This is a genomic window from Bacillus cereus (assembly GCF_002561295.1).
Classification (GTDB): Bacteria; Bacillota; Bacilli; order Bacillales; family Bacillaceae_G; genus Bacillus_A; species Bacillus_A cereus_S.
This window is the reverse complement of the sequence record NZ_NTUG01000063.1, coordinates 21,662-40,769: the sequence shown is the minus strand read 5'-3', so window position 1 is coordinate 40,769 and position 19,108 is coordinate 21,662. Positions and strand designations below refer to the sequence as shown.

The following is a 19,108-nucleotide window of genomic DNA, read 5'->3' as shown; positions in this document are numbered from 1 at the left end:
CTTAAGTTGATGGATGTGGGGTATTTCCACATAACTTACATTTCTTTTCTAATAAATCGAGCGGATCTAAAATGGCTGAGCATGCATCACATTGATCACCCCGAGATGGTTCATGACAATGTGGACAAATTCCTTCCACATACCGATCCGGTAAAAATTGTGTACATGTTTCGCAGTATGCTTGCTCAACTGTCTTTTTATAAATAAAATCTTCTTCTAACAAGCGTAAGAAAATTTTTTGTACCGTTTCATGATGATGCTGTGCATCTGTACGTGTATAACAATCATACGTAAACCCAAGATGCTGAAAACATCGCTGGAATTCTTCATGATAATGATCAGCAATTTCTTTTGCGCTAACTCCCTCTTGTTTTGCCCGAATGGCAATTGGTGTTCCATTACAATCACTTCCTGATACGTAAAGAACTTTCTCTCCTTTCGCTCTATAGTAACGCGCTAAAATATCTCCTGGTAATAAACTTGCAACATGACCAAGATGTAAAGATCCATTCGCATACGGCCAAGCTCCTCCAATAAAAATACTCATCTTCCATTCCTCCTTTTAAATATAAAAAAGCCCCGCCCCTATCTTCTAAAAAAGATAAGGGCGGGGCTGTATAAACAGTCGCGGTACCACCTTATTTCGTCAACTATTCACATAGCTGACCTCCTCAAGTACGGAGCAAAACATGCTCTTATACTGTGATTTTGATAACGAGAATCAACTCTCGTCGCCACCTACTACTATCATTTGATAAGTTCAGGACGCAGCTCAAAGGCCATTGTTCAAATGAATATTCTTGCTTCTTCTCAGCTAACGAAGCTCTCTGGAAAGAATGGTTTCATTCTATTTTTCCTTTTCAACGCTTTTCATATATAACATGTATTTTACGAATAAAATACAGAAAAATCAAACTTTTATTTTTTAAAACAGGAAATTCAAAATCCCTTCCGAATATTTATATGTTCAGAAAAAGGAGGAGTTCTATTGAATCAAAAACAATTAAGTACAATTAATAAAAAAGGCTGGAGTGCAGCTGCCTATGAAGCATGGACGAATCGGCACGGTACTCCAAAAGAATACGCAAAAAAACTTCTGCAAGATCCTGCTCATGAAGTAGCCTATTACTTACCTTACATTCAAAACCCTAAAGGGAAACGGATCATCAATTTACTTGGCTCTAAAGGTAATAAAGCTGTAGCCCTCGCGTTATTAGGTGCTGACGTAACTGTTGTAGATATTTCTGAAAGCAACGCGAAGTATGCAACTGAGCTAGCAGATGCTGCTGGAGTGTCTATTGAATACATCGTTTCAGATGTACTCGAAATAACCCCTTCTCCACCATTTGATGTTGTTTTGTTAGAGCTCGGTGTCCTTCATTACTTTTTAGATCTTAAGCCACTTTTTAAATTAATCTCAGAACTTCTAAAAGACGGTGGTACTTTTATACTTCGTGACTATCATCCTCTTTATACAAAATTATTAGCAATAGATGATCAAAAGTTTAAAGCAAGCGGGGATTATTTCTCTGAAGAAGTCATTGAGGATCACGTTGCTTATAGCATTCTACTTGATAAAGCAAGACAAGAAACACTACCTAAAACGATGATTCGTCGCTGGACGTTAGGAAAAATTATTACAGAGGTTGCAGGAGCAAATATGCATATTGAAAACCTTATTGAAGAACGTGGCTCACATCAGCGCTGGGTTTTCCCCACTTCCGCTCCAGAAGGAATCGAAGAACGTATTCCTGGACTTTACACATTAATTGCAACAAAATAATGCAAAAAGGATCCCTTCACGGATAGGATCCTTTTTGCATGCTTAACGCATATAAGTTGAGGTTGGAGATTACCATAATTCTGTAGAATAGGACACAAGGTATTTCAACATTTTGTCTCTGACTTTACGCAGTCAAAAGGGGTATGACCAACATAACGAAGAGTAATGTTTAGTTGATAGTGATAATCGTTATCAACTAATTAGAAGTATACATGATGCATCCTAAAAAGACAATAGGAATTTCACATTTTTCTTCGCAAAACTTTCGGTACATATATACAGTAAGGTTCGCTCTCTAAATAATCACCGGTTATCGCATATGCTCTAGAACGAGAGCCCCCGCATATATAGCGGTATTCACATTTCCCACACTTCCCTTTATAGCCATCTGGATTACGTAATGCTTGAAAAATTGGTGAGTGACGATAAATATCCCTTAACCGTTTTTCTCTCACATTTCCAGCTTGAATTGACAATAATCCACTTGGATATACATCGCCAATATGCGAAATGAAAACAAAACCGTTTCCATCATTTACGCCTTTTGGTGCTCGTCCTAAACCATCAATTTTTCCGGTTAAACCGTTTTGGAGTGCATCTTCATAACGAATTTCTTGATTATTCTTTTGTTGCATCACAACGCGCCGATAATGCTGGGCAGCTGTTGTTTTCACATCAAACGACGCCGTTTTACCTATTTCATATAACTTACGAAATACAAGTTCATGTTCTACTGGTGAGATCATATCCTCTACACTTCCCCTTCCAGTTGGAACAAGGAAAAACACACTCCATAGTACACCACCTAACCTTTCAACGAGCGCCGCCATCTCTTCTACTTCATGAATATTGTACTTAGAAATGGTGGTATTGATTTGTACAGGAATCTCCAATTCATTTAAATATTGAATCGCATCCATCGTAAGCTGAAAAGATCCTGCCACGCCTCGAAAACGATCATGTGTCTCAGCTGTAGCGCCATCCACACTAAAAGCCCAGCGTGCAAGTCCAACCTCTTTCGCCTTTTGAATCGCCTCTTTCGTTACATTTGGGGTCGCACTAGGTGTCATCGAAACGCGTAATCCTTTTTGAACTGCATAATCTGCTAACTCATAAATATCTTCCCTCATAAGCGGATCCCCACCAGAAAAAACGAGCATCGGCTTATCCATTTCATATATTTCATCAATTAATCTTTTCCCTTCAAGGAAAGTTAGTTCCCTCGGGTCTCTCCTATACTGCGCTTCCGCTCGGCAATGCAGACATTTTAATTCACAAGCTCTTGTAACTTCCCATATTACAATAAAAGGATTTTCATCATAATTCATTTTCCATCTCGCTCCTCCCTACATACTTATAATCAGTATAGGAAAGATTGTAAAAAAACACTGTGAGCTATTTCACTGCATCTTTATCTTATTTCCTTTATAATGAGAATGGATATCATTAATATTAGGGGTGTGTTGCATGTCGCAAGAATTCGAAGAAAAATTATATGCCAATTTAGAAGCGGTTATCGATCCTGAATTGGGCGTTGATATTATTAATCTTGGATTAGTATATGACGTTACAGCAGATGAAAATAATAATGCTGTTATTACAATGACAATGACTTCAATCGGTTGCCCGATGGCAGGACAAATCGTATCAGATGTCAAAAAAGTATTATCTACAAATGTACCAGAGGTAAATGAAATAGAGGTCAATGTGGTTTGGAATCCACCTTGGTCAAAAGAGCGTATGTCACGTATGGCGAAAATCGCATTAGGCATTCGCGATTAACATAAAAAGCTGAGAAGGATGTTTTCTATTTAAACATCCTTCTTATTTTTTTATCCCATCATAACGTAATAAGCCCCCGTCCTAACGAGCAGGAAGATCCTCAAACGGGGAGGTTAGATAAGGAAACAATAGCTCGTAAAACGTAATATAAAGTGAAACTTTAATCAGTGGGGGGTTCTTCATCCCCCACTGATTCTCAGCCCTCACCAATCGGGCTTTTACGGGCAGTTTATCTCCCACCTAACTTCTTTGCTCCCGCCGAATTTTGAGGTGGGAGTATTACTGCCCGTTAATGCGGGATAAAAAAATCCCCTGTAGCTTTTACAGGGGAAAACAAGGTAGCTTATCCATTAAAGAACGATACACATACTATTCTTCTATTTTACACCAACTGCATCATAAGCTTTCGTTACAGCTTGTACTTCTTTCGAATTTTTACCGTATAAATCTTCCGCAGATTGAAGTGCCGCTTGGCGCATCATTTTAAAGTTAGAGTTTGCAGTTAAATATTTGGAAAGAGCACGATAGTAAATTTTTTCTGTTGCTTCACGGCCAACGCCATTTACTTTCACACCATAGTGAGTGCCACCTTCAGACACTAAATATGCTGCCTTGTTATTAATACTACTGTTAATATGAACACCACCATAATCAGCTGTTCCTTTATAACGTTTGTCATAATGATCTGGATAGCCTTCAGTTGGTTTTAATGGATTTGGAATAGAAGCCGGATTGCTTAAGGAACGCAGTGCATCTCCTGGTTTACCTGGTGTATAAATATCTTCCCCAAGCTCCCAATCATCACGGTCTACCATCGCACCGAAAATATCCGATAGCGATTCGTTTAATGCACCAGACTCATCTTTATATTCAAGATTTGCTGTATGCTCTGTTACAGCATGCGTTAACTCATGTGCAATAACATCTAAGCCTGCAGATAATGGAACAAATGTTTTTCCATCCCCATCTCCATACATCATTTGTATCCCGTTCCACGCAGCGTTATTCCAACTTTCCCCTACGTGAACAGTAGAGATTAACTTCGCACCTTGATTATCAAAAGAATTACGTTGGAATACCTTTTTATAATAATCATATACTTTTCCTGCGTTTACATGCGCATCGACAGCAGCTTTATCTTCAAAGAACTTTGATTTACTTTCTATTTCTTCACCTGTATATCCAAACCATTGTGAGAAAATATTAAACCAGTTCTCATCCATATTTTGTGCATCAAACGTATGAACACCCTTTCCACGTTTGCCATCAAATAAATTGAATGCTCCCGTTTTTGCATCTTGAGCAATTTCAAATGATTCTCTCTGTCCTAAAACACCATATCCAAAACCAGTAATATGATCGATTGCGTTATATTTCTCAATCACATTTCCATTTGTTGCATCAACAAAGTAATGCCAGTAACCTGGAGCTGGTTTTGAAACAGATGCTTTTACAAGGTATGAAAGATAATATTGTCCATCCTTTTCATACACATATAAATCTTTTTTAATACCATCATATTGATTTACTTTGCCAATTTCTTTCTCAATATCAGCTTTCGCAATTTCTACCGCTTTCTCATCAGTAATGCTCGCTGCAGCCGGAATATTTTTATCTTCTAAATTCGGGATAACTTGCCCGAAGAATGCTTTTACATTATTGTCTTTATCGAGTGCCACCGTTTGATCTGAACCATACACAGGAATGTTATTATGTTTCTCTACTAACCTCACATGTGTTGTACCTGATTCAGCATCTTTTTCTTCCCCAACAATGTTAAAGTGTTTATCAATATTTCCTGCTAATTTAAACATGTCCTTCTTACTCTCTAAGTACTGAAATACTGTTTCTTTTTTATCTAATCCTTTTGGAGCTTTCCATTCCTCACCTATGTAAGCTGGTGTTTTAAATTCTTGGTGGTATTGAACTTTTTGTTCTTCCGCTTGTGTTTTTGTTGCTCCAAATGCCCCAAAACCTGCTGCGATAACGGATAAAGCTAATGCTGATGAAACGACTTGCTTTTTCAATCTAACACTCCCCATTCCCCAAAAATTTTTTGACACTTTTATACATTTCGCGAAAAGGAAAATATATCCTTTCAAAAAATATTGAGAAAAAATTTTCTTATAATTCCCCCAGAAAATTCCAATCGGAGTATATTTAAAGAAATCTACACATAAAAATCAAGCTAACATTGCATATTAACTTGAATCATATTTTAACTTTGAAAGGTGGTGAGATCATGTTAGCTCAAATAATTATGTATTCCTTCTGTCCGATAACCTTATTAGCGACTTTCCTCCTGTTCATCAAACTACGGCACAAAACAATCACATATTTTCTACCGGCTATCGTTTCAACAATATTTGCTGTCCTCTTCTATGCTCAGTTTTTGTTCAATAACGGGCTAAATGAATTTGTTCTCGCTATTTTCTTTATCGGTACCGCATTAGCAAATCTATTTTTCATTCTAGTCTTAAAAGTATTCAAGATGTTTCGTATGAGACATTAAGAAAACACAAAAAGAAATAGCGCATTATTTTCACTGCGCTATTTCTTTTTTATTTATATTGTCTCTTATTGTTTTTTCATCTCAATTGCTAAATAATGTGATTGTTCTGTTGCTTGAATACGAATATCTTCTTCAACTGCTTCTGCTGCATCACGCATGACAAGCGTCTCACCATTTACTACGCTGCTTCCTTCAATTTGTACAAGATACACCTGACGTCCTTCGCTAACAGGGAAACTAATTTCTTTTCCTGCTTCTAACGATAGAGAGTACAGATTTGCGTCTTGGTGAATCGCAATTGGTGCACCGCCGTCAACTGGAGACACCATATGGAACCATGTATTTTCACGCTTGTTCCAATCAAATTTAAACTCACCATAGTTTGGCGTATGACCAGCGCGATCTGGTAAAATCCAAATTTGTAATAGACGTAATGTTTCATTTCCTAAATTATGCTCACTATGAAATACTCCTGTACCAGCGCTCATATATTGTACATGTCCACGCTCAATTGTACCGCGGTTTCCCATGCTATCTTGGTGTGTTAATTCACCATCTACAACGTAAGAAATAATCTCCATATCACGGTGCGGATGCATATCAAATCCTGTTTGTGCTGCCACTAAATCATCGTTAATAACGCGAAGTGTTCCGAAGTTCATATTATCTGGATTATAATAATCTGCGAATGAAAAATGAAAATGTGTATTTAACCAACCGTGATTTGCTCTTCCCATATTTTTATGATCAATTTTTTTAAACATATCCTTCACCTCATATTATCTCGAATTCGAGATATTTATTTAAAAATTTTTTATTGTAACTTTCTCAGTAATTCTAATAATTGTTTCTGTTCATTTTGATCTAATTTATTAAATTGTTCTGCTTGAAACGTTTCTTGTGGCGGAACAGTTTTTTCGTATAAAGCTTTTCCCTCTTCTGTTAACGAAAGATATTTCGTAGTACCTTCTTGTTCTCGCTTAATCCAACCTAGTTGCTCCATCTTATTTAAAAGCTGCGTAATATTTCCCTTTGTAACAAATAGCTTTTTCCCAAGCTCCTGCTGCGTTAAGCGATCTTGTCCCCCAATTTGAGCTAACACATCAAACTGAGCAGCTGATAAGCTCCACTCTTTCAAATGTTGATTTGTCTCGCGAATGCTTCTGTTATAAAAGCGTGATAAACGAAACCATAATAACAACCCAAGTCTTTCTTCTGCTTTCATTCCATCACCTCGCTTGCTTGATGTCTTTAGTTTAGAACTAAACTTTATAATTGTCAACTACTTTATTTTAGTAAGCGATAAACAAAAAGATAGTGATGTTCCCACCACTATACGTTAGTTTATATTCCTTCTCATATATTCATTCATTTTACGTTCAGCGAATGCCCTAGCGTCCCTTTCAATCCAACGTGCCTCGTATACTTCTTTTTCTATATACAATACATTATTTTCATGCTGCATCGAATGACGGAACTCATGAAGTAAAGTTTTGAGCACTTGTTCATATTGTTCCCACATGCAAACAAAAATCATTTGTCTTTCTTTATGATAAAAACCATTTAAAGGAAATAAAAACTCTTCTTCCTCTTCACCTAAGTTTACAAGTACATTATTTGTATCACACGTATCGCAAAAAACAACTGGAATTTCGCGTTTCTCAATTAATGAAAATACATCATTTTGCACCTGCTGAATATCCCACGGAAATTCTGAATCCAGCACATACCAATTCCCAGCCTGCTGATATACGTTTTGAAACTGGAGTTCCATTGACCTCCATTCTCCTTTCTAAAATCCCTTTTCCTATACATATGCCACAATACGATAAAAAATAAACACATATTGCAATATCACATTACACCTAGTTCAAAAAACGTTCAAAAATAATGTTTGGAAAAAGGTTGATTTACACCAATTACTAGATTATAATAATTATAAATTAGTAAACAATATAACATAATAAACAACTCAAAAGGAGATTGATCATATGAACACACAAGTAATCGAAGTATTAAACAAACAAGTAGCAGATTGGAACGTATTATTTACAAAACTACACAACTTCCATTGGTATGTAAAAGGACCTCAATTCTTTACACTACATGAGAAATTCGAACAATTTTATACAGAAGCAGCTGAACACATCGATGAAATTGCAGAACGTATTTTAGCAATTGGCGGTAAACCAGTAGCAACAATGAAAGAATACTTAGAACTATCTTCTGTTCAAGAAGCGGCTTATGGAGAGACTGCAGAAGGGATGGTAGAAGCAATTATGAAAGACTACGAAATGATGTTAGTTGAATTGAAAAAAGGTATGGAAATCGCACAAGGCGCTGACGACGAAATGACATCTGATTTACTACTTGGCATCTACACAGAACTAGAAAAACACGCTTGGATGCTACGCGCATTCTTAAACTAAAAGCGTAAGCGGCTCGTTCAGAATGTGAGGGGGATGGAGCTTTTTCCTGCGAGGCGTTCTTTGCCTCGCAGGAAAAAGCGAAGCCACCGAACATTCTAGCCGCTGGAGCTGGATACCATTAAAAGCGCAGGTGGCTCGTTCAGCTCTGACTGGCTAAGGTTCTTTCGCATAGAAGGCGCTTTTTGCCTTCTTATGTGGAAGGTTCTTAGACACGAAGAGCTTGCCACCGGAGCTGGATATCTCTAAAAGCGCATGCGGCTCGTTCAGAATGTGAGGGAGATGGAGCTTTTGACGTAGAGGCGTTCTTTGCCTCGCAGGAAAAAGCGAAGCCACCGAACATTCTTGCCGCTGGAGCTGGATATCTCTAAAAGCGCATGCGGCTCGTTCAAGCTAACCACTCCATAAAACCCTCTCAATTTAACTTGAGAGGGTTTTATTATTATATCTATATATTTCGGGCGATTTTATGTTAAAATATAGAAAAACCAGTTTTTTCCTAAGTTACTCTTTTATTTATCATTTAGGTATATAGAACATTCTAGTATCACTATTAAATGACGGGAGTGGTTCAGTTGAAAGACTATTTGATTCGAGCATTTTTCGCCTTACTAACTGTTGGAAGTGCCTTAGGTATAGCAAATTTTTTCAATCTGACCGTAGACACAAGAAGTTATCCTTTCCTCATTGTTCTTGCCATCGCTGGTGGTTGGAGCGGTTGGTACTTATATAAGAAACAAGATAATAAAACTGATAAAGGCATTCCGAAATAATATGGAATGCCTTTTCATATATTATTTACTTCCCTTTTTTATATAATGAATGATTACATTCAAAATACTAATAACAATAATCCCTAAAAACATATAAAAAGATTGTTCATCTCCACTTAAATTATACTCATCGACGATAAACCCTGACATAAAGAGGGTTATTCCTGAAACAACAATACAAATTAGTATAATAAGCCATAAAGAAAATCCATTAATAAGCACTTTCCTTTGATATGTAATAACTAACATGACAAGAACTAAAATAGCTATACAGCTTATAAAGATAGGCCGTAAAAATGTAAACTCCGGAAACATAACCTCTTCCACACGCTCTCCTCCACTCGTCAAGGCTTAATATTCTATAATCTCAATACACAAAAATGCTAACATAATTCCTAAAATAAAAACACATGTCATTTTAATAAAAATGACATGTGTTCTACAATCGATCTATGTATTTGGATTATGATAACTGCTTCCACTTATTCCCCATAACAGGTCGTTTGTAATTTTGCATTTTCTGAATCAATTCATCAGCAGTAGTCGCTGAAACAATTAACTCTTTATTAGATGGATTCATAAACCCTTCTTCTGCTGCGCGATCAACCATTTGCAAAATTGGCTCATAAAACCCTTTAATATTTAATACACCAACTGGTTTGTCATGAATTCCAATTTGTGACCAGCATACTACTTCAAACAATTCTTCAAATGTTCCATAGCCACCTGGCAACGCGATAAATGCATCTGCTAGCTCTCCCATTTTCGCTTTACGTTCATGCATTGTTTCCACTTCAATTAACTCTGTTAAGCCTTCATGCACAATCTCTCCGCGAAATAAACCACGAGGCATTACACCTGTTACACGTCCGCCTAATCGTAACACTTCATTCGCTACTTCTCCCATTAAGCCAACACATGAGCCGCCATATACTAATTCGCAATTATTTTGAACAAGTACTTCCCCAAGCTTAATTGCTTGCTCCTTAAACTCAGGTCTCTCTCCTAGATTAGAACCTGCAAACACACAAACCTTTCTCATACCTACACCCCAAAACTATATATTGTTATGATACAATGAACATTGTACAACATATTGAGGGGATGAGAAAGAAATGAATATAGCTGAATTTCAAAGATGGGTCGAGGATTTTTACGAAAAACGAAGCTGGTCACAATATAACTCTTTTATTCGCTTAAATTTCTTAACAGAAGAAGTCGGCGAAGTTTCACGCGTTGTACGCGCGATTGAAATTGGACGTGATCGCCCAGATGAGCAGGAAAAACAAGAAGAAGAATTGAAAATAGAGTTAAAAGAAGAACTTGGGGATGTACTTGCTAATCTTATTATTCTTTCTCAAAAATATGATTTAGACTTACAAGATATTATGGAGGCACATGTAGAAAAACTATCTAAACGTTTCCAAGTAAAGTGAAACTAACCAATCAGGCTTTTACGTGCAATTTCCCTCCTAACCGTCTCCTTCTTTTTCACTGAATATTGAGATAGGAGTATTACTGCCCGTTAATGCGGGAGAAACTAAATGAGAATATTATCATTTATGATATAATATTACCGATATTATACAAGGGAGGATTTTTATGTTATCTACTAAATTACACGATGCACTAAATGATCAAATGAATTTTGAATTTTATTCTGCCCATGTTTATATGGCAATGGCTGCTTACTGCACAGCAGAAAGCTATGATGGATTTGCAAATTTCTTTCTTGTTCAAGCAGAAGAAGAGCGTTTCCATGCAATGAAGCTTTACAATTATATTAATGACCGCGGAGAGCGTGCGATTATTACTGGATTTGAAAATCCAAACAATGACTACGAATCTGTTTTAAGCGCATTTGAAATTGCATTAGAACACGAACGTGAAGTAACAAAGCGTATTTATAACTTATCTGATATTGCATGGGACGAGCGTGAACACGCTACAATTACTTTCTTGAAATGGTTCGTTGATGAACAAGTTGAAGAAGAAGCTTCTTTCGATAGCATCATTCAAAAACTAAAACGCATTACAAGCGATTCTAACGCTCTATTTATGTTAGATGCTGAATTAGAGAAACGTACGTTTACTCCTCCTGCTGAGTAAACAAAATAGCCCCTTAATTTTTATAATTAACGGGCTATTTTTATGAAAATTGAATAACACAATGTACAATTGTGTAAAATAAAAACTTCCTTTGAACAGTCAATTGTTATTAATCAAAAATCGTAATATAATAATTTAAAACTTATGATCAAAGGAGTATTTTATCTTATATGAATCAACGCATCGAAGTAATTGATACAATTCGTGGTTTTTCTCTCTTTGGTATTTTTTTAGTAAATATGCTGTACTTTTCAAGTAACTATGATTCAAACTATATAATTCCCTTTCTAGACAAAGGTATGGAATCATTTATTAATTTTTTCGGGACCTCTAATTTTATTATATTATTTTCATTATTATTTGGAGTTAGCATCGTGATGTTGCAACAAAAAATAATGAGAAACAATCGTTCTTTTCTTTCAATCTATTTCCGCAGAATGAGTATACTTATAGTTTTCGGTCTCCTACATACGATTTTTTTATGGTCAGGCGATATTTTACTTACTTATGGAACAATGGGTATTATTTTAACTCTGTTTATAAATCGAAAACCAAAAACATTACTTGTATGGGGAAGTATTTTCTTTCTTATCTTTATACCCATTCACTATCCTAAAGAAAAGAATGACAACGTTTCAATTGAAAATACTGATTATGAGAGAGTAGAACGTAAAGTATATGAGGAAGGTAGCTATCTAGATCATGTACAATTTAGAATATTTGATGAATATTCTAAAAGAAAACCAATAAGTGAACTTGTAGAGATATTTACAGATGCATTAGACTGGGGAATTAGTCTACTACCAATTTTTTTATTCGGCATGTACATTGGCAAAAAAAGGTGGCTATTTAAACTCGCTAAACATATACGAACCATACAAAAAATATGGATTATAAGCGGTAGTGTTTCCTTTTCTGTGAAGATTTTAGCACTAATGACAGATCATCCTATATTGGTTATGTTAAACGACTCAACAGTTCCATTAGGTATTGCTATCTTTTATGCAAGTTCTATCATTCTATTATCTCACTATAAAAAATTGACAAAACTATTTCAACTTATGGCGAATATCGGAAAGATGTCTATTACAAACTACCTCATGCAGTCATTCATCGCAACAACTATTTTTTATTCTTACTCATTTGATTTAGCTAGCAAGATTGGTTTCTTCGGTGCGATAATTTTAGCAATCTTCATTTATGTACTGCAACTAACCCTCAGTACATATTGGCTCAAAACATTCCATATAGGACCTGTTGAATATGTATGGAGATTCTTTACATACTGGGAACAGCCTTCCTTTAAACGAACATAGTAAAAAAGCAATGAGCCCAAGCTCATTGCTTTTTTATAGCATAACCCCAACGATAACCGCTGATAATATACTTACTAATGTTGCACCATACACAAGCTTTAATCCGAATGAAGATACAACGTTTGCTTGTTTGCCATCGATACTCTTCGTTGCACCTGCAATAATACCGATAGATGAGAAGTTTGCAAATGATACAAGGAAGATTGATAAAATACCTACTGTACGAGCTGATAAATCACCAGCTACTTTTCCTAAATCAAGCATCGCAACAAATTCGTTTGTCACTAATTTTGTTGCCATAATTTGTCCTGCTTGTAGCATCTCTGATGTTGGAATACCCATAATAAATGCTAATGGCGAGAAGATATAACCTAAAATACCTTGGAACGTAATACCAAAAATAGAATCGAACAAACCGTTAATTGCTGCCATCAATGCAATGAATCCGATTAACATTGCTGCTACTGTAACTGCAATAGAGAATCCAAGCATAATGTATTCGCCTAACATCTCGAAGAACGTTTGCTTCTTATCTTCTTCTAATTCTAAGATATCTTCTTCTTCACTAATATCATAAGGATTAATAATATGAACGATAATGAATCCACTAAATAAGTTTAATACAAGTGCTGTTACTACATATTTTGGATCAATCATTTTCATATAAGAACCGACGATTGACATCGATACTGTTGACATAGAAGATGCACAAAGTGTATATAAACGATTTCTTGGTAATTTGCTTAATTGATCTTTTACTGTAATAAATACTTCACCTTGACCAACGATTGCTGCTGCTACTGCATTATATGATTCAAGTTTTCCTAAACCATTAATTTTACTTAATAGGAAACCAACTGCTTTAATAATAATTGGTAAAATTTTAATGTGTTGTAAAATCCCGATTAATATTGCTAAGAAAATAATTGGTAATAATACTGTTAAGAAGAACGGTGCTTGTCCATCATTCGCTAAACCACCAAATACGAAGTTAACCCCTACTTCTGCGTATTTTAGAATAGCACCAAAACCATCTGAAATCCCTTTTACTAATACATATCCAATCTTTGTATTTAATAAGAAGTATGCTAATGCCAATTGAATCACAAGCATGATTGCAATTGGTTTATATTTAATTTTCTTCCGATCTGAACTTACAAGGAAACCTAGTACAAATACAGCAAGTAAACCGACTAGAAACATAACTAGTTTCATATGTGAATCCTCCACTTTCCATGAGATATTGGTTGTCCAACGAATGACGTCTGACCATTGATATTAAAAAATAAGAACCCTTAAAATATTATTTACTGTAACCTAAATCAGTAAGCGTTTACATAAATTGCAATTTATAATTAGTAGTCTCTTCTTCCCTACTCGATTTAAAGTATGAAACTGATACCACCTATAAACAGATTGTAAGCGTTATCTAAACGAAATGCAATATAATTTTTCAAAGAAATGATATGTTAATTTATCCCTTTACTCTCTCCCGATGCCATATATTCATTGTTGTTATTTGTCGAAATGCCGATATCATTTGTCGAATCACTGATATATTTTAATTTGCGCTAATAAAATCTCATTTACTATTCTCTCTCCCCAATCCCATTTACATATTTTTGTATTCTTAAAGAATACAAAAAAGCAGTAAGCTCATGCTCACTGCCTTTTCATTTCTATAACATAACTCCAACAATAATTGCTGATAAAATACTTACTAATGTCGCACCATACACAAGTCTTAATCCGAATGAAGAAACAACGTTTGATTGATTTTCATCAATCCCTTTCGTTGCCCCAGCAATAATCCCAATAGATGAGAAGTTCGCAAACGATACAAGGAATACAGATAGAATACCAACTGTACGAGCTGATAATTCTCCCCCTACTTTTGCCAGATCAAGCATCGCAACAAATTCGTTTGATACTAATTTTGTTGCCATAATTTGTCCCGCTGTTACCATTTCTGCTTGCGGGATACCCATTACAAATGCAAGTGGTGAGAAAATGTATCCTAAAATAGCTTGGAATGTAATACCGAAAATAGAATCGAACAAGCTGTTAATCGCTGTAATTAACGCTACGAAACCAAGTAACATCGCAGCTACTGTTACCGCAATTGTAAATCCAAGCATAATATATTCGCTAAGCATTTCGAAGAATGATTGCTTTTGTTTGTTTTCTAACTTAAGTGTATCCTCTTCTTCTGTAATATCATACGGGTTAATAAGATGAATGATGATGAAGCCACTAAATAAATTTAATACAAGTGCTGTTACTACATATTTCGGCTCAATCATTTTCATATAAGAACCAACGATTGACATCGATACCGTTGACATTGAAGATGCACAAAGCGTATATAAACGATGTTTCGGAATCTTGCTTAATTGATCTTTTACTGTAATAAATACTTCTGCTTGGCCAACGATTGCCGCTGCCACTGCATTATATGATTCCAGTTTCCCTAGACCATTTACTTTACTTAAAAGGGTACCAATTGAACGAATAAATATCGGTAAAATTTTAAAGTGTTGCAGAATTCCAATTAATACAGCAAAGAACACGATTGGTAATAATGCTGTTAAGAAGAACGAAACCTCTCCTTTATTCACAAGACCACCAAATACGAAAACGATTCCAGATTCCGCATATGCAAGCAATGCTCCAAATCCGTCAGAAATTCCTTTTACCAAAATATAACCAATTTGTGTATTTAATAAGAAATACGATAATGCCAACTGAATAACAAGCATAACCACAATTGGTTTATACTTAATTTTCTTTCGATCCGTACTTATAAGAAAACCGAGTATAAATACAACAAGTAATCCTACAAGAAACATAACAAATTTCATATATAAAATCCTCCATTTAAACCTAATTCAACGCTCTAGCAAATTATTAAACGTTGAACGTCTGACCATATTAAACAAGAAATAATCCGAACTTTCACCTAACACGTAAAAACATGCATATCGCCTCTTAAAATCCGTTTTATCTCTTATCTGGAAAGACCTTATACATTCTAACATAAATTCTAATTCGCATCTTCATATTTCTTAAAAAAATTACAATTCACATAAAAAAATATATTAATGTTCGTCTTTTTCATAAAGCGGAATTTTAATCTATTCAAAATTACAGTTGTAGTACAATACAAAAAAAGAGCACCAGATTTACCTGATGCTCTTTCTCATTATACAGCTTTTTCTTCTTTTTCTACTGCAGAATCTTCCCAGCACTCTGTATTCTTCAGCCCTGGAATAGAGCTTGCATAAAATACTGGATCTTTCCCTGCTTTCTTCTGTTTCACGTAATCCGACAACGCTGTAAAAGCAAACTTAGAAAGAAACACGATTGCCACTAAGTTAATAACAGCCATGATACCCATGAATAAATCAGCTAAATCCCATACAATTTGAATTGTCGCTACGGACCCAAGGATAACCATGCCAAGTACAGCAATGCGATATGCTGTTAATAAAACTTTACTTCCATTTAAGAATTCAATGTTTGTTTCACCATAGTAGTAATTCCCTACTAGTGAACTAAATGCAAATAAGAAGATTGCTACCGCTACAAATATAGAAGCCCACGGTCCGATCTGTTGACTTAGTGCTTGCTGTGTTAATTGAATACCATTTAAATCAGCAGCGCCTGGTACATCTGATAATAAAATGATAAATGCTGTACAACTACAAATTAATAATGTATCTGTAAATACCCCTAAAGTTTGAATAAACCCTTGTTTTACTGGATGCGTTACATTTGCAGTCGCTGCTGCGTTTGGCGCACTCCCCATACCAGCTTCATTTGAGAATAATCCACGTTTTACCCCTAGTAAAATCGCAGCCCCTAATCCTCCACCTACTACTTCTTTAATTCCGAAAGCATGTAAGAAAATTTCTTTAAATACATATGGGATTGCTGTAATGTTTGTCACAACAACGAACAGTGCAACACCTACATAAATAATCGCCATAATTGGAACAATCATTTCAACAGCACGAGCGATTCGTTTTACGCCGCCAAAAATAATAACCGCTAACAAACCAGCCATTACAATACCAACTAATCTGCTATCTGTTTTAAATGCTTCATCAAATGCTGCTGCAACAGTATTTGACTGAACAGCATTAAAGATCAATCCGAAACTAACTGTTATTAGAATAGAGAAAATAACGCCTAACCAACGCTTATTTAAACCTTTTTCCATATAATACGCTGGTCCTCCGCGGAACGTATTTCCATCTTTTACTTTATAAATTTGCGCTAATGTACTTTCAACAAAAGCTGATGCTCCCCCAATTACCGCGATGAGCCACATCCAAAATACCGCTCCAGGTCCACCAGCAGAAATCGCAATTGCTACACCAGCTAAGTTACCTGTTCCAACGCGAGAAGCTGTACTCATACAAAACGCTTGGAACGATGATACACCGCTCTTCTCTTTTTGTGCTTTCCTCGTTTTCGAACTTGCCCCATCCCCAAGCAATCGAATCATTTCACCGAAGTAACGAACTTGGACAAATTTCACACGAAATGAAAAGTAAAGTCCTAACCCAATTAACATCGCAATAATGATATATGACCAAAGGACATTATTTACATCCCCAATTATCTTAGCTAAAAAATCCATAATTGCATTGCCCCCTCTTTTTAACAATAAGAAGATTATATTCTAAAAACTTTTAGCAATCAAGAATTTTCGACAAAAAGATGTAAGGTTTTATGACACGAAAATGTTACCATGATTAACATGATTGTTTTTTCGATAATATAAAAGCATATTCAACCAACCATTTCTACAAATAACAAAAAAACAATTTCCCACATTAACATTCACTTTTTATCTTTCACACCACGCTTACAATAAAAAAACGAGCATCGAATTTCTCTCGATGCTCGCTTTTTTTTATACTACTTTTTCTTTATCTGCTACCACTGGCTTATCCCAACATTCTGCATTGTTCAAACCAGGAATAGAATCTGCACTGAAAACTGGATCTTTCCCTTGTTTCTTTTGTTTCACATAGTCTGCCAACGCAGCGTAGGCAAATCGTCCAAGTAGTGTAATCGCGATTAAATTTGTGATTACCATTAAGCCCATGAATAAATCTGCCATATTCCATACGACTTGAAGTGTCGCCACAGAACCGAATAATACCATTCCAACTACCGCAATACGATAAATCGTTAACCATGTTTTACTTTGCTTAATGAATTCAATATTCGTTTCACCATAATAGTAGTTTCCTAGAAGCGAACTAAATGCAAATAAGAAAATAATAATAGCTAAGAAACTGCTCGCCCATGGACCGATTTGTGAACTTAATGCATTTTGCGTTAATTCAATACCTTCTAAATTCGTCGCTTTATATGCACCAGAGCATAATACGATAAACGCTGTTGATGTACATACTAAGAATGTATCTACTAACACTCCGATCGTTTGAATAAACCCTTGTTTTGCCGGATGCGATACATCAGCTGTTGCTGCTGCGTTTGGAGCACTACCCATACCTGCTTCGTTCGCAAATAATCCACGCTGGATACCATATTTCATCGCAGCACCGATGCCGCCACCTACAGCTGAATCTAAACCGAATGCACCTTTAAAAATTTCTGTAAATACATCTGGTAGTAAATAGAAGTTTTTAATAACAACGAAAATAGCTACTGCAATATAAAGCAGTGCCATTGGCGGAACAATCATTTCCGACATACGTGCAATACTCTTTACACCACCAAAAATAATAACCCCAACTAATACCGCTAACACAATCCCAACAACATAACGCTCTAAACCAAATGCGTTTTTAAACGCTAATGTAACTGTATTTGCTTGTACTGAGTTGAAAATTAAACCGTAACTAATTGTAATTAGAATAGAGAACCAAATCCCCATCCAACGTTTATTTAAACCTTTTTCCATATAATAAGCAGGACCACCACGGAAGCCACTGCCATCTTTTATTTTATAAATTTGCGCAAGCGTACTTTCTACGAAACTTGAAGACGCACCGATAATCGCAATAACCCACATCCAAAATACAGCTCCAGGTCCTCCCATAGAGATCGCTAACGCTACACCAGCTAAGTTACCGATACCAATACGAGCTGCTGAACTCATACAAAACGCTTGGAAAGAAGATACACTACCCTTTTTACGCGTCTTTCCAGTTAATCCGTCACTCATTAATCGAATCATTTCCCCTAAATGAGTAAGTTGTACAAATTTCAATTTAATAGAAAAATAAAGCCCTAAACCAATTAACATTGCAATAAGAATATATGACCAAAGAATTGTATTCGTCGATGAAACAAATTGTTCTAAAATACCCATACAATTATCCCCTCCTTTTCTTCATAAAACGAATTATATTTAAAAAATATTTAAA

At 35.7% G+C, this 19,108-nt stretch carries 17 protein-coding genes, 2 pseudogenes and 1 other annotated feature; of the genes and pseudogenes, 7 read left to right on the top strand and 12 right to left on the bottom strand.

Going from position 1 to position 19,108, the window contains the following annotated elements; genetic code table 11:
• Positions 1-16: 16 nt before the first annotated feature.
• Positions 17-547, bottom strand: a pseudogene (locus tag CN373_RS24410) (class I tRNA ligase family protein); the annotation flags it as partial.
• A 53-nt stretch (positions 548-600) separates the two neighbouring features.
• Positions 601-873: a binding site (T-box leader), on the bottom strand.
• A 115-nt stretch (positions 874-988) separates the two neighbouring features.
• Between CN373_RS24410 and CN373_RS24405 the strand changes: the two are divergent.
• Positions 989-1,809 (top strand): annotated as a pseudogene (locus tag CN373_RS24405) (class I SAM-dependent methyltransferase).
• A 216-nt stretch (positions 1,810-2,025) separates the two neighbouring features.
• Here the strand turns inward: CN373_RS24405 and CN373_RS24400 are convergent.
• The gene (locus CN373_RS24400) at positions 2,026-3,111 is read right to left on the bottom strand and encodes a TIGR04053 family radical SAM/SPASM domain-containing protein (protein WP_098360337.1); all 1,086 of its coding nucleotides are present in this window, start codon (positions 3,109-3,111) and stop codon (positions 2,026-2,028) included.
• Positions 3,112-3,250: 139 nt separating this feature from the next.
• Between CN373_RS24400 and CN373_RS24395 the strand changes: the two genes are divergently transcribed.
• Positions 3,251-3,565, top strand: coding sequence for a metal-sulfur cluster assembly factor (locus CN373_RS24395; protein WP_000076465.1), 315 nt, complete (start codon positions 3,251-3,253; stop codon positions 3,563-3,565).
• 377 nt (positions 3,566-3,942) lie between these two features.
• On the opposite strand, the gene CN373_RS24390 is transcribed toward CN373_RS24395, so the two are convergent.
• From CN373_RS24390 to CN373_RS24370, 4 genes are all read right to left on the bottom strand, one after another.
• A complete protein-coding gene (locus CN373_RS24390; protein ID WP_033664835.1) occupies positions 3,943-5,592 on the bottom strand; it encodes a M4 family metallopeptidase in 1,650 nt (549 codons plus the stop codon).
• 550 nt (positions 5,593-6,142) lie between these two features.
• Positions 6,143-6,841: a pirin family protein gene (locus CN373_RS24380; RefSeq protein WP_000473163.1), complete on the bottom strand. Its 699-nt coding sequence runs from the start codon at positions 6,839-6,841 to the stop codon at positions 6,143-6,145.
• A 50-nt stretch (positions 6,842-6,891) separates the two neighbouring features.
• On the bottom strand, positions 6,892-7,302 hold the full coding sequence (locus CN373_RS24375) for a MarR family winged helix-turn-helix transcriptional regulator (protein ID WP_000642651.1): 411 nt from the start codon (positions 7,300-7,302) through the stop codon (positions 6,892-6,894).
• 114 nt (positions 7,303-7,416) lie between these two features.
• A complete protein-coding gene (locus CN373_RS24370) occupies positions 7,417-7,851 on the bottom strand; it encodes a DUF3920 family protein (RefSeq protein ID WP_098360336.1) in 435 nt (144 codons plus the stop codon).
• Between the two features lie 217 nt (positions 7,852-8,068).
• Here CN373_RS24370 and CN373_RS24365 point away from each other — a divergent pair, with 217 nt between their 5' ends.
• Together CN373_RS24365 and CN373_RS24350 are read left to right on the top strand one after the other, a co-directional pair.
• On the top strand, positions 8,069-8,506 hold the full coding sequence (locus CN373_RS24365) for a Dps family protein (protein ID WP_001097210.1): 438 nt from the start codon (positions 8,069-8,071) through the stop codon (positions 8,504-8,506).
• 572 nt (positions 8,507-9,078) lie between these two features.
• Entirely contained in the window at positions 9,079-9,276 is a 198-nt protein-coding gene (locus tag CN373_RS24350; protein ID WP_000656339.1) for a hypothetical protein, read from the top strand.
• Positions 9,277-9,297: 21 nt separating this feature from the next.
• Here the strand turns inward: CN373_RS24350 and CN373_RS24345 are convergent, their stop codons facing one another.
• The gene (locus tag CN373_RS24345) at positions 9,298-9,591 is read right to left on the bottom strand and encodes a hypothetical protein (protein ID WP_033664834.1); all 294 of its coding nucleotides are present in this window, start codon (positions 9,589-9,591) and stop codon (positions 9,298-9,300) included.
• A 148-nt stretch (positions 9,592-9,739) separates the two neighbouring features.
• Positions 9,740-10,318 (bottom strand): TIGR00730 family Rossman fold protein, encoded by a 579-nt coding sequence (locus tag CN373_RS24340; RefSeq protein WP_001233199.1) that lies wholly within the window; start codon positions 10,316-10,318, stop codon positions 9,740-9,742.
• A gap of 73 nt (positions 10,319-10,391) precedes the next feature.
• Here CN373_RS24340 and CN373_RS24335 point away from each other — a divergent pair, with 73 nt between their 5' ends.
• From CN373_RS24335 to CN373_RS24325, 3 genes are all read left to right on the top strand, one after another.
• Positions 10,392-10,712, top strand: coding sequence for a MazG nucleotide pyrophosphohydrolase domain-containing protein (locus tag CN373_RS24335; RefSeq protein WP_098360335.1), 321 nt, complete (start codon positions 10,392-10,394; stop codon positions 10,710-10,712).
• A gap of 166 nt (positions 10,713-10,878) precedes the next feature.
• The gene (locus CN373_RS24330) at positions 10,879-11,385 is read left to right on the top strand and encodes a ferritin (protein WP_000953326.1); all 507 of its coding nucleotides are present in this window, start codon (positions 10,879-10,881) and stop codon (positions 11,383-11,385) included.
• A 170-nt stretch (positions 11,386-11,555) separates the two neighbouring features.
• Positions 11,556-12,701, top strand: coding sequence for a DUF418 domain-containing protein (locus tag CN373_RS24325; protein ID WP_001076163.1), 1,146 nt, complete (start codon positions 11,556-11,558; stop codon positions 12,699-12,701).
• A gap of 33 nt (positions 12,702-12,734) precedes the next feature.
• Here the strand turns inward: CN373_RS24325 and CN373_RS24320 are convergent, their stop codons facing one another.
• From CN373_RS24320 to CN373_RS24305, 4 genes are all read right to left on the bottom strand, one after another.
• Positions 12,735-13,916 (bottom strand): NupC/NupG family nucleoside CNT transporter, encoded by a 1,182-nt coding sequence (locus CN373_RS24320; RefSeq protein ID WP_098360334.1) that lies wholly within the window; start codon positions 13,914-13,916, stop codon positions 12,735-12,737.
• Between the two features lie 464 nt (positions 13,917-14,380).
• Positions 14,381-15,562 carry a NupC/NupG family nucleoside CNT transporter gene (locus CN373_RS24315; protein ID WP_000673837.1) on the bottom strand — a complete coding sequence of 394 codons (1,182 nt, stop codon included), beginning with the start codon at positions 15,560-15,562 and terminating at the stop codon, positions 14,381-14,383.
• A gap of 341 nt (positions 15,563-15,903) precedes the next feature.
• Positions 15,904-17,346 (bottom strand): alanine/glycine:cation symporter family protein, encoded by a 1,443-nt coding sequence (locus tag CN373_RS24310; protein WP_000346369.1) that lies wholly within the window; start codon positions 17,344-17,346, stop codon positions 15,904-15,906.
• 276 nt (positions 17,347-17,622) lie between these two features.
• Positions 17,623-19,053, bottom strand: a complete 1,431-nt coding sequence (locus tag CN373_RS24305; RefSeq protein WP_098360333.1) for an alanine/glycine:cation symporter family protein — start codon at positions 19,051-19,053, stop codon at positions 17,623-17,625.
• Positions 19,054-19,108: the final 55 nt, after the last annotated feature.

What these genes read in the sequence shown, in the direction of transcription:
- CN373_RS24380 (WP_000473163.1), bottom strand. Translation starts at nt 6,841, where the DNA reads ATGTTTAAAAAAATTGATCATAAAAATATGGGAAGAGCAAATCACGGT.
- CN373_RS24395 (WP_000076465.1), top strand. Translation starts at nt 3,251, where the DNA reads ATGTCGCAAGAATTCGAAGAAAAATTATATGCCAATTTAGAAGCGGTT.
- CN373_RS24330 (WP_000953326.1), top strand. Translation starts at nt 10,879, where the DNA reads ATGTTATCTACTAAATTACACGATGCACTAAATGATCAAATGAATTTT.
- CN373_RS24335 (WP_098360335.1), top strand. Translation starts at nt 10,392, where the DNA reads ATGAATATAGCTGAATTTCAAAGATGGGTCGAGGATTTTTACGAAAAA.
- CN373_RS24375 (WP_000642651.1), bottom strand. Translation starts at nt 7,302, where the DNA reads ATGAAAGCAGAAGAAAGACTTGGGTTGTTATTATGGTTTCGTTTATCA.
- CN373_RS24320 (WP_098360334.1), bottom strand. Translation starts at nt 13,916, where the DNA reads ATGAAACTAGTTATGTTTCTAGTCGGTTTACTTGCTGTATTTGTACTA.
- CN373_RS24400 (WP_098360337.1), bottom strand. Translation starts at nt 3,111, where the DNA reads ATGAATTATGATGAAAATCCTTTTATTGTAATATGGGAAGTTACAAGA.
- CN373_RS24325 (WP_001076163.1), top strand. Translation starts at nt 11,556, where the DNA reads ATGAATCAACGCATCGAAGTAATTGATACAATTCGTGGTTTTTCTCTC.
- CN373_RS24305 (WP_098360333.1), bottom strand. Translation starts at nt 19,053, where the DNA reads ATGGGTATTTTAGAACAATTTGTTTCATCGACGAATACAATTCTTTGG.
- CN373_RS24315 (WP_000673837.1), bottom strand. Translation starts at nt 15,562, where the DNA reads ATGAAATTTGTTATGTTTCTTGTAGGATTACTTGTTGTATTTATACTC.
- CN373_RS24365 (WP_001097210.1), top strand. Translation starts at nt 8,069, where the DNA reads ATGAACACACAAGTAATCGAAGTATTAAACAAACAAGTAGCAGATTGG.
- CN373_RS24370 (WP_098360336.1), bottom strand. Translation starts at nt 7,851, where the DNA reads ATGGAACTCCAGTTTCAAAACGTATATCAGCAGGCTGGGAATTGGTAT.
- CN373_RS24340 (WP_001233199.1), bottom strand. Translation starts at nt 10,318, where the DNA reads ATGAGAAAGGTTTGTGTGTTTGCAGGTTCTAATCTAGGAGAGAGACCT.
- CN373_RS24345 (WP_033664834.1), bottom strand. Translation starts at nt 9,591, where the DNA reads ATGTTTCCGGAGTTTACATTTTTACGGCCTATCTTTATAAGCTGTATA.
- CN373_RS24310 (WP_000346369.1), bottom strand. Translation starts at nt 17,346, where the DNA reads ATGGATTTTTTAGCTAAGATAATTGGGGATGTAAATAATGTCCTTTGG.